The following is a 10,817-nucleotide window of genomic DNA, read 5'->3' on the forward strand; positions in this document are numbered from 1 at the left end:
ATTAGGCAGCTGAATACTGTAATTTATGAAATTATACAAGCAGGGAAGGGAACCATGAATAACGCAGAATGCATCCAACTAAATATTGATGAGGCTATTAATAAATACTCTGATTTGGTTTACAAATTAGCATATTGCCGCACAAAGAATAAGTTTGACGCGGATGATATATTTCAAGACGTGTTTTTGCAATTAGTTAAATATCAACAAAGATTTACAGGAGAAGAACACTTAAAAGCGTGGCTGATCAGAGTTACAATCAATTGCTGTAAGAAGCACTTCTTAAGTTTAAAAAATAGGCCTTATGAGTTAATACCGGAGGACCTGGTATATCTTACTCCTGAAGAATCGGAAGTTTATCAGGCGGTACTGTCATTGCAAAAAAATTATAGAACTGTTATTCACTTATTTTACTATGAGGAATTATCAATTAGACAAATATCAGATGTATTGGGGAAAAAAGAAGGTACGATTAAGTCACTCTTATCCAGAGGCAGAAACCTTCTTAGAATGAAACTATCAGATGGTTTTAGTGAGGAGAGTGATATACATGTTAGAAAAATATAAATGCGCAATGAAGAAAATGGATGTTCCCAAGGAATTAGTTGAAAAAACTTCAGAAAGGATGGTACAACAACAAAAGTTATTAGAACAGACAAAAAAGAATAAAAAGAAGCCTTATTTATATCTTTCTTTCGCTTGTTCTTTTATTCTTATTATTACTATTTTTTATACTATACATAACAAATCCAACAATAGATTCATATTAACAAAATTATCCCCAGATGCTACGGTACAGATCGTTAATGTTAGCGATGGAATATTATATTTTAACGATTTACCGGAAGAACTTGATAATATAAAAATCAATCAAAATCTCGGAATTCCTGACTCTTTGACAAAAGAATGGACAAAAGAAGAGTACATGTCCTATTTGGGAAAAACAGTAGAACTACCTTATCTTCCGGAGGGATTTGCACTAGAGAAAGAATTAATTCGTGTTTATGAAAATAAAGAAGGCATTATTAAATCCGATGAATACTATACAGCCTATACTGCTAACAAAAATAAAAGAATTGAATTATTTCTTAGAAAAGGAAAAATGCCAGGTAAATCATACCAGGATTTGCCTGCAGAATCAGAAATAAAGAATACCGAACTTTCCATAGTGTATAGAGAGGATTTGAATCGTTATCAGGCACAGTTTATTTTAGAAGATGTGGGATACTGTTTATCAACAGAAAATATTACTCAGGAAGAGTTTATAAAAGTTCTTTATTCTTTTTTTAACTAAATGCAACCTTTTCATCTTTTTAATACTATTCCTATATAGAAGGTATTTAACATAGATCAAATAAGTATCTTACTAATATTTAAGAGGAGACGTTTTATGAGAAAAAGAATAGCCTTGTTATTTTGCTTTGTTTTCATAATACAACTACAATTTGTAAGTTGTAAAAAAGCACCGGATGTGGGTGTCAGTCAATCGAAGGACAATGAAATTACAAAAGAATTAGAGGAATATTCGGAACCTGACAAGAAGGAAGAAGATAAAACAATTACTGTAAATGAATTAAAGAATAATTATACTGCTTCTGAGACTTATACAGAACCATTATATGGGCTGTCAAAAAGCGAAGTCCTTACTTGGCCTGTTCAATTTGCTTTACCAGAGAATGCGGAACTTACTGAATATGCTAATGTATATTTGGATTCTAATTTGACAATACCAGTTGGAGCGGAAGTATCCTATGATAATAACACACAAACAATTCATATAGCACCTCCGAATAATCCTGTTTACCAACCGGTAACTAAAATGTTTACCGTTGTTAAAAATGAAGGCTGGGGCTACGCCAATACCTATTATCTGGCTTATTTTTATGATTTAGAAACAGGAGAGAAACTGGATAAACCGCAAATAACTATTTTTACAATTGAAAGAGAATTAAAATCTCCATTTCTTAAATATGAGATAAAAGATGGAAACATACGATATTACTGGGACGAGGTTCCAGGAGCAGTGGAATATATACTTAGTTTTGTTAAAAAAGAGGATACCCAGTTTGATTTCCTATCCTTTAAAAAGGTGAAAGATTTAGAATATGTGGATAAGGACATTATCGAAATGGGAGTCCACAAATTAATTAATTTTAAATATAGATTAAATAATGATGATGATATTGATCTCTATTATGTAACGGTTATGGCCATAGATAAAGATGGTAATGCATCCAATGCAAGTAATATGATTTCCATTGATTCTTTTCGAAATCAGCTGCCATACAGAGCGCTCAGCCTTTCAGAAGAAGGGGTAAGCTCTATAGCAAATAAAATTAATTTACTGGGAAATAGACGTCTTGTAGAAATGTGTGATGGCAGCACTGTTCTATATACAGTTACCTATGATATTGAAAATGCAAGAATTACCCAATTATCTGATATTGTTTTTAAGTTGGAAGGAGAAGACAGAACCCTTCTAGCACTGGATTCTTATATCGATGGTACGGACTTAAAATTAATTTCCATAGTAAAGAATTTTGATGAGTCCACTATGGCAAAAGAATTGAAATTATTATATGATCAAACAGAAGCATCAAAAGGAAATGCAGGTGTAACAAATAAACCAGAATTTACAGTAGTAGAAGAAAATGATCCAAAGGATAGTCCTGAGAATTCTTCAAAGGAAGCTGAAATTGTTATAAAAGGAGATAACTTTCCTGTATTTGCTTCCAGTGCTTTATCGGAATACCTTGCAAGACATATGCTTTTAAATGAAGAAAGGATTGATCTGCGGGACTTTAGTGAAGCCGCGGATATTGACTTGTTATGGGACTCTTTGTATGAAGCAATCTATCAGAATCCTTTGATTCTTGGTGTAAGCAGTTTTCAATACAATCGTTTCACTAAAATATTGAATATTGAATATGAGCAAGACCGGGCGGAGCAGGAAAAGAAGCAGGAAGAAATTAAAAAGGAAGTATTGCGTGTTGTGAAGGATATTATAACTCCAGGGATGACAGATCTTGAAAAAGAGTACGCAATCAATCAATACTTATGTGACATTGCCGAATATGACAATGCTGCATTGGAAAATGCCATGGAAAACGACTATATTGTGGATTCATCTTTTCGCGATTCCTTTACACCATATGGCGTTCTTATAAATAAAACAGGTGTATGTGCAAGTTATGCAGCTGCATTTAAGCTACTGGCAGAACAAGCTGGACTTAATTGTCTTGTTATTACAGGTAATTTAAATGGTAACCTGCCCCATGCCTGGAATCGGGTATTAGTAGATAATGAATGGAAGACTGTAGATTCCACGAATAATGATAATGAGGAATTATTCAATGCTTTGTTAAATCTTCCGGATAAAGCCGCAACAAAGGTTTTAGTTGAAGATGATCGTTATATTTTAAATCAAAAATACGGAGAGTTTACTTCAGTAATGGAAGAAGCTGAGTACTACAGGGCAAGCAACCAATATTTTAGTAAAACTACAATTGCAGACAGCCTAGCAAAAGAAATATTAGCGTCTGGGACTGTTACACTTCGAACAGATTATGACTTATCCGATGAAGAATTCCAAGACATTGTAATTTCGGTGATTGAAAGTGCAAAATTAGAAGATAAATTAGATCGATTAATGGGTGGGCATTGGCTTGGCGTTATCTATTTATCCCTTGAAGACTAAAGTGTAGGAAAGGACGATATAAGCATGAAAAAAATATTTTTAATAACTATATTAACGATGGCATTGGCATGTACCGCATGTTCAAGCAGTAAAAAGCCATTGAATAACACACCGGCTACAGCAGAGCCAGAGAATACTGATTCATCCGTAGCAGAAACTCCGAAGGGAGAAGATATTGAAGGAAAGGAGGAGCTGCCTGAAAATGATTCCGACAATAAAGAAGAAGGAGATTTGATTGACGAAGATTCAAAAAAACAGGAACAAGAAGAACCTTCTAATGATAATTCAGATTCTGATTTTCAGGTTCTTGATGATCTATCCGATGATTTATCCAGCTTTCAGCTACAAATTGATGATGAAATCTATTCATTTCCAATGAAATATTCTGACTTTATTGCACATGGTTTTGAATTGGAGGATGATGATGAAAGTAAAAAAGTAGAAGCAACTCACTATATTTTTTCGGATTTTAATCGGGGGGATCTTCAGATATCTACAAGCATTGTAAATTTGGATGATAAGGAACAACCGATTTCAGAATGTTATATAGGAAGTATTGAAATTGATAAAGGATATAGAGAGAATGGAAAAGGTGCCTTTATTGCCTTGCCCAAAGGTATTATTTTTAATAAGTCCACTTTGAATGATATAAAAGCAGCGTATGGTGAACCTAAGATGCTGCTTGAATATTCCTCTTACACAACATATCAGTATGAATTCAAGGTTTACCAGAGAATTGAAATTGAGATAGGAACAGAAAGTGGAGTAGTTCAAAGGATAAATGTAATGAATCTTACCGGTAAATAGTGCAAATAATATAGGATAGACCAAAGCGGATTTCTATGGTAGAATAGCGTTTAATGATTATTAACTAGAAGGAGAGTACATAAAATGGAAAAAGTAAAATTAGCGCTGATGGGCTGTGGATATCTGAATGAAATAGTTGCCAATGCATTAAAGGATGGATATCTGCCGGAATATGAGCTTGTAGCTGTATTAGGAAGGACTTATGACCGCACGAAAGCATTTGCCGAGCATTTTGGATGCAAAGCGTGTTCCGATATAAATGAACTTATGGAGACAAAACCGGATTTTATCGCGGAAGCAGCATCTGTTAAGGCTGTGAAGGATTATAGTGAAATCGTGTTAAAGGGAGGTTCAAATCTTGTTGTTTTATCGATTGGGGCTTTTGCAGATCAGGAATTTTATGAACGGGTAAAAACTACTGCAGCACGTAATAACCGTCGTGTATATATTGCCAGCGGTGCGGTAGGAGGTTTTGATATTTTACGTACCGCAGCTTTAATGAGCCCTATTACTGCTTCAATCAGTTCACAAAAGGCACCGGGATCACTTTATTATACCCCACTTTACAAAGAGGGTCTGCTTGATATTACAGAACAGGAGCAAGTATTTACCGGCACTACTAAGGAAGCTATCTCTATTCTTCCTACCCATGTGAATGTAGCAGTAGCAACGGCTCTTGCAAGCGCAGGACCTGAAAATACTATCATGAATATCGATGCAGTACCTGGTTTTAAAGGAGACGAATACAAAATTGAAATACAAGGCGAAGAAGTAAGAACAGAACTTAATATCTATTCACGAACCAGCAAAGTTGCAGCCTGGAGTGTGGTAGCTGTTCTGCAAAATGCAGTAGCGCCAATTGTATTTTAGGAGGTATAAGAGGATGTTTAAAAAATTAGTCGCAATTGAACCAGTTAGCTTGATTCCGTCTGCGGAACAAAAACTTCATGATTATGCAAAAGAAGTAATCTTATTTGAAGATATACCTGAGGATAACAAAGAGATTATTCGCCGAATTGGTGATGCCGATGCTGTACTGCTTAGTTATACAAGCAGCATTGATAAGGAAATTTTGGATACCTGTCCGAATATCCGATATATTGGTATGTGTTGCAGCTTGTATTCACCGGAAAGCGCCAATGTGGACATTCTTGCCGCCAATGCTAAAGGTATTACAGTTTATGGAATACGTGATTATGGCGATCAGGGAGTTGTTGAATATGTAATCAGTGAGCTTGTCCGTTACTTGCATGGTTTTGGAAAGAAGCAGTGGAAGGAACTTCCGATAGAGATTACTGATTTAAAAGTCGGAATCGTAGGACTTGGCACTTCTGGACAGATGATAGCGGCAGCACTTCAGGCTCTTGGTGCAGATTTATATTATTATAGCCGTACCCGAAAGCCGGAGGAAGAAGCAAGAGATGTTAAATATCTGCCATTGAAAGAATTGCTTCAGACCGTAGATGTAGTCTGCACCTGTCTTAACAAAAACGTTATCTTATTCCATGATGAACAATTTGAATGGTTTGGTAATCATAAAATCATGTTTAATACCTCCATTGGTCCATCACATGATATTTCTGCACTTACCAAGTGGCTTTCTCATGGTGAAAATGAATTTTTCTGTGACACTGCAGGTGCCTTAGGGGATGCTACCGGCGAGCTTCTGACGAATCCTCATGTTAATTGCATGCAGGTATCTACCGGCCGGACAAAACAAGCCTTTGATCGTTTAAGTGAAAAAGTATTGAATAATATTGAGACATTCTTAAAAAGTAACAAATAGAAATAAGAATAAATATCCATAGTATCTATAATGCATCATAATTGGGAACTATTTCAAATTATTTATCGTCTAAACTATGTATATAGAAAATCAAAAGACGGGAGATGTATTTTGTATGATTCAGCTAAATCAGGGTGTTAAGCAAAAAATTATAGTTATATTTTTAATTTTATTAACTTCACTCGTAGGGACAGGATGTGATGTTAATTCCATGTTGAGCATGTCCCAGGGGAATTTTAAAGTTTATAACAATGGGGAAGTAATATCAAGTATTTCATATAAAGATATGGAGGTTACAGATACAAAGGCGGAGGAAAAAATTGCAAAAGTCGGCACATATAATCAATTACTTTCGATTCTTTATTCCATGAACTATATCTGGAACCCTTCGAGAAAAGCCGGGGGGCAAGATGATATAGTCAGCAGCAGTGATGAGGCTGGATTTGATAAGGGATATTCTGAAACCAATACTCAGGTATCCGGTGTTGACGAAGCAGATATTATAAAAACTGATGGTAACTATATATATTACTTATATGATGGGGAGCTCTATATCTTTGATATATCCCAAGAACTGCCTGATTTAGTTAGCAGAACAAAGGTAAGTGATGATAATAGGGCCTTATATAATATGTATATTTCAGGTGATATTCTTGTCTTGTGTGGCAGTAAATATGAAGTTTTTAACAATAGATTAGATTCTTCCAAATCCTATGCGGATTATGATTTCGATTCTGAGTATCCCAGGCATTCATTTACTGTGTACGCAGTATATGACTTAAGTAATAGAAAAAGCCCTAATTTAAAACGTCTGGTTGAAATCGAAGGAAATGAAATTTCGTCCAGGCTCATTGGAGACAATCTATATTTTGTAACAAACAAGAGTCTTTATCCTGTTTTTGATTCAAAAGTAAATGATTATGAAATACTTCCAATGTATAGAGATACAGCAAGTTCAAAGGCAGCCAAAATAATACAGCCTGCTGATATATGGTATTTTCCTGGCAGCCAAGAAGCCCAATATTTGTTAATGGGCACCTTGGATATTACAAAAGATGAGGTTGTTGTTCCTCAGGCATATCTGGGTTCTGGTGAGGATATTTATATGAATACAAACTCACTGTATATTAGTAAAGAGATAGATCAGCCAAGAAGTCAACAAGATGTTTCCACCAGTGAGGCAGTAGAGTTTTTTTTATCAACTGAAATTTATCGATTTGCAATTGATGGCAGGGATATAAAATTTGTTGGTAATGCAAAGGTAGATGGAAGTTTGATAAATCAATATTCTATGGATGAATATAACGGAATTTTACGGGTCGCTACTGGAACTTATACAGATGGTAATGGAGTGACAACCATTGATGTTAATACCATGAAGCCAATTGCTTCTATATCAGGTCTGGCAGTGGGTGAAAGAATTTATTCGGTTCGATTTATAGGGGATGTGGGATATATGGTAACATACCGCAATGTTGACCCGTTGTTTGTGTTTGACCTTTCGAATCCAGCGAAACCTTTAAAGACAGGAGAACTAAAAATACCCGGTTTTAGCCAATATCTACATCCGATTGGTACCCAGTATCTAGTTGGATTCGGCAGAAATACAGAAGAGAAGTTCGATATAGACGAAGATGGAGAAAAAGTTTCTACTGGTGAAGTGACTGATTTAGGGTTTAAATTAAGCTTATTTGATGTAAGTGATTTATATAACCCAAAAGAAGTGTTCGTAAAAAACTATTCTGAAGGCTCCTATAGTCCGGCAGACCATTATCCACATAGCATTATGGTAGATGCAAAAAACAATATATTTGCATTTCCAATTATAATAGAGGATGACCGGTATGATAACAGAAAAACGGGTACAGTTGTAAAGATTGATCCTTCTTCCGGTTTAACCACACTTGCTGATGTGAAAGGTTATACTTATGAAATTTTTGATGCCCGTTTTTGCTATGGGAATGACAAATTGTATTTCTTGGCAGATGGCAGCATAACAGTATATAGCTATCCGGAATGTGAATTTATCGATAGTACTTTCTTTTACTAGGGTAGGAATGATTTTGTTATAAATATTTAATGCCTTGTAATAAACATGTTATTAGTAGAACGGAGGAAAGGTATATATATGAGCGTTAATAAAAAAATATGTCCTTTATGTGGAAAAGAGAATAACTGTGGTTATGAAAAAGGCTTAGAGCATGGTACCTGCTGGTGTACTACCATCAAGGTTCCAAAAGAACTACTAGCGCAAGTACCAGAGGAAGTAAAGGGGAAAGCATGCGTATGTCGTGATTGTATCATTGCTTTTAAAGAAAAACATAGCAGCAGGTAGGACAATCTGTTTTTAAACAAATTAATGCTAGTTGTAATAATATTCATTTTTCTATTAAGGAATTTACCTTGTTTAGCAGGTAATGAAAAATAAAGAGGCTATCTTCAAGTTATTTCATGACTATTGGTGTTGCTAACCCTATACAGGACTTTTATATTTCATTGTCCTATATAAGGGGTAGCATATCATATGAAGATATCCTCTTTTATTTTTCGCTCAAATTGCTGTGATGTATTTGTTCCATTTCATAGGGATTATGTAGGGCTTTTAGCTTCATTCATGTGTTATTTTACGATATTCCAACGGCAATATGCCTGTTCTTTTGCGGAATAATTCAGCAAATCTGCTTGCACTGGAATAGCCTACTGCCTGAGCTACCTGACCGATAGTTAAATCTGTCTTGCTGAGTAATTGCTCTGCATGGTTTATTCTCCGTTGTTGGATATATTCTGTTATGGTGCAATAATGCATTTGCTTAAAGGTCATTTTTAACTTCGTAGTTCCCATACAAGCAATTTTAGCTAAACGTTCCAACGGTACATCATAGGCATAGTGCTCATTCAAATAAGTTGTCACTATTTTTAATTGAGTAATATCTTGATTAGACAATTGCCTTTTTTCAGTATCTTTTGACTGCTGATGTTCAACAACAAGAGATACGGCTTCCGCTACTTTGCCTTCATAAAACAAACGAGCTGCAATACCTTTGCCACGGTAGTTTTTAATCTGATACAGCACCCGTGCCATTTCCGGGAATTTCATGATCTGATCTATCTGCCGAAAGGCGGACAAGGGATTTGTGTATTCTCCCGGATATTGCTTTTTCAAATAATCATTATAATATGGGGGCATAATTTCAATTCCAATAGACCGGATCGGTATTTTTTTGTGAATCAATACTTGGTATGGCTCTTGCCCACCGATAAAAGTCTTTATACAGCCAGGGGAGAGTTTTCTATATGGAGATAATTCTTCTCCGGATATAGATTCATACTGTGTGATGCTTAAGCACTCCGGCAATACAAATTCCATGAAAGAATCTTCGTGAAAATAGAAATCATGTATTTTAATGTCAAAAAGATCTTTTTGGGCATAAATCCAATAAAACCCTTCTCCAATTTCAGAAGAAAGTCTCCAGCATACTCCCGTGGAATTCCATCCTCCATTATCTTGTATTTGGCTAAACCCCTGCTTTTCTAAAAGTGGTTGGTAACAGTCAGAGATTATGTTATGCAAAATAGAACCTCCTTACCACGATTAGACGAATCATTGCCATGAAAAGACAAAAAGCTCTTTCAGGTATTGTGATTCATCTAATAAACGTGTATCTTATAAAAGGTAGTTAGTTATATCTAACTCATAACATAACAGATTGAGAACAAAAGGTCAATCTTTACGCAATTAAAAGGAGAAATTTATGATGAGTAAACAACATGGCACAACCCAAACTGGGTTATCTGTCAAAGATTTAGTGACAACTGGTATTTTTACTGCTATCTTCTTCGTATTTTCTATGATCGGGGGTGTGTTCTTCGCTGTTAATCCAGTTTTAACATTTTATATGCCTCTGGGCAGTGCACTTTTGTGCGGGCCTGTTTATCTGCTTCTGGTTACAAAGGTACATAAGCGGTGGAGCATTACAATTCTCGGACTTATTATGGGGATTATTTGGTTTGTAACGGGTATGCACTGGGCATTATCCCTTGGCTACATCGGAATGGGTTTTGTTGCTGATTTAGTTGCCGGTATAGGCCAATATAAGAACAAGACAATCAATATGATTTCTTATATGCTGATTTCCCTTGGAGCCGTATTTACCTATGTGGTTTATTTCATTGACCCCAAGGGGTGGACCGGTACGATGTTAAAAAACGGCACGGAACAATCCTATATTGATGCCATGAATGCCGCCGCTCCTTCCTGGCTATTAGCTGTAATTATTCTCGGTACTTTGCTGATTGCCGCCTTCAGCGCATGGGCAGGCGGTAAAATGCTGAAAAAGCAATTTGAAAAGGCTGGAATCACTGCATGAGGTATAATGGAAAACAGAAGGAACTTTGGCTTGACCCACGGACCAAGCTGCTTCTTATCTTGATTTGTGTCTTTTCGGCTATGATAGCCCCTTCACTTAGGTATGAATTTTGCCTCGTGATTTTGATTGGTATTTTGGGGGTATTATGTGGCAAAGGAAA

10 protein-coding genes are annotated in these 10,817 nt (G+C 35.7%); 9 read left to right on the plus strand and 1 reads right to left on the minus strand.

From position 1 onward, the window contains the following. Nucleotides 1–54 precede the first annotated feature (54 nt). From RT261_RS11580 to RT261_RS11615, 8 genes are all read left to right on the plus strand, one after another. Entirely contained in the window at nucleotides 55–567 is a 513-nt protein-coding gene (locus tag RT261_RS11580) for an RNA polymerase sigma factor (protein ID WP_313132668.1), read from the plus strand. Then, a complete protein-coding gene (locus RT261_RS11585) occupies nucleotides 551–1,294 on the plus strand; it encodes a hypothetical protein (protein WP_313132669.1) in 744 nt (247 codons plus the stop codon). Before RT261_RS11580 ends, RT261_RS11585 begins: the two co-directional genes overlap by 17 nt. Nucleotides 1,295–1,390: 96 nt before the next feature. Then, nucleotides 1,391–3,697 carry a transglutaminase domain-containing protein gene (locus RT261_RS11590; protein WP_313132670.1) on the plus strand — a complete coding sequence of 769 codons (2,307 nt, stop codon included), beginning with the start codon at nucleotides 1,391–1,393 and terminating at the stop codon, nucleotides 3,695–3,697. Between the two features lie 24 nt (nucleotides 3,698–3,721). Then, complete coding sequence (locus RT261_RS11595; protein ID WP_313132671.1) at nucleotides 3,722–4,504, plus strand: hypothetical protein; 783 nt, start codon at nucleotides 3,722–3,724, stop codon at nucleotides 4,502–4,504. A gap of 84 nt (nucleotides 4,505–4,588) precedes the next feature. Beyond that, nucleotides 4,589–5,374, plus strand: coding sequence for an aspartate dehydrogenase domain-containing protein (locus RT261_RS11600; protein ID WP_313132672.1), 786 nt, complete (start codon nucleotides 4,589–4,591; stop codon nucleotides 5,372–5,374). 13 nt (nucleotides 5,375–5,387) lie between these two features. Further along, complete coding sequence (locus RT261_RS11605; RefSeq protein ID WP_313132673.1) at nucleotides 5,388–6,290, plus strand: D-isomer specific 2-hydroxyacid dehydrogenase family protein; 903 nt, start codon at nucleotides 5,388–5,390, stop codon at nucleotides 6,288–6,290. 115 nt (nucleotides 6,291–6,405) lie between these two features. Continuing rightward, nucleotides 6,406–8,340: a beta-propeller domain-containing protein gene (locus RT261_RS11610; RefSeq protein ID WP_313132674.1), complete on the plus strand. Its 1,935-nt coding sequence runs from the start codon at nucleotides 6,406–6,408 to the stop codon at nucleotides 8,338–8,340. 78 nt (nucleotides 8,341–8,418) lie between these two features. Then, a complete protein-coding gene (locus tag RT261_RS11615; RefSeq protein ID WP_313132675.1) occupies nucleotides 8,419–8,625 on the plus strand; it encodes a cysteine-rich CWC family protein in 207 nt (68 codons plus the stop codon). Nucleotides 8,626–8,898: 273 nt separating this feature from the next. Here the strand turns inward: RT261_RS11615 and RT261_RS11620 are convergent, their stop codons facing one another. Next, nucleotides 8,899–9,861 (minus strand): AraC family transcriptional regulator, encoded by a 963-nt coding sequence (locus tag RT261_RS11620; RefSeq protein ID WP_331665463.1) that lies wholly within the window; start codon nucleotides 9,859–9,861, stop codon nucleotides 8,899–8,901. 181 nt (nucleotides 9,862–10,042) lie between these two features. On the opposite strand from RT261_RS11620, the gene RT261_RS11625 reads away from it, so the two are divergent. Then, the gene (locus RT261_RS11625; RefSeq protein ID WP_331665464.1) at nucleotides 10,043–10,657 is read left to right on the plus strand and encodes an MptD family putative ECF transporter S component; all 615 of its coding nucleotides are present in this window, start codon (nucleotides 10,043–10,045) and stop codon (nucleotides 10,655–10,657) included. The last annotated feature ends 160 nt before the right edge of the window (nucleotides 10,658–10,817 follow it).

Origin of the sequence: Anaerocolumna sp., assembly GCF_032079385.1 — a bacterium.
GTDB lineage: Bacteria > Bacillota > Clostridia > Lachnospirales > Lachnospiraceae > Anaerocolumna.

Coding starts and splice junctions, on each gene's coding strand:
- RT261_RS11580 (WP_313132668.1), top strand. CDS start 55: ATGAATAACGCAGAATGCATCCAACTAAATATTGATGAGGCTATTAAT.
- RT261_RS11585 (WP_313132669.1), top strand. CDS start 551: ATGTTAGAAAAATATAAATGCGCAATGAAGAAAATGGATGTTCCCAAG.
- RT261_RS11590 (WP_313132670.1), top strand. CDS start 1,391: ATGAGAAAAAGAATAGCCTTGTTATTTTGCTTTGTTTTCATAATACAA.
- RT261_RS11595 (WP_313132671.1), top strand. CDS start 3,722: ATGAAAAAAATATTTTTAATAACTATATTAACGATGGCATTGGCATGT.
- RT261_RS11600 (WP_313132672.1), top strand. CDS start 4,589: ATGGAAAAAGTAAAATTAGCGCTGATGGGCTGTGGATATCTGAATGAA.
- RT261_RS11605 (WP_313132673.1), top strand. CDS start 5,388: ATGTTTAAAAAATTAGTCGCAATTGAACCAGTTAGCTTGATTCCGTCT.
- RT261_RS11610 (WP_313132674.1), top strand. CDS start 6,406: ATGATTCAGCTAAATCAGGGTGTTAAGCAAAAAATTATAGTTATATTT.
- RT261_RS11615 (WP_313132675.1), top strand. CDS start 8,419: ATGAGCGTTAATAAAAAAATATGTCCTTTATGTGGAAAAGAGAATAAC.
- RT261_RS11625 (WP_331665464.1), top strand. CDS start 10,043: ATGATGAGTAAACAACATGGCACAACCCAAACTGGGTTATCTGTCAAA.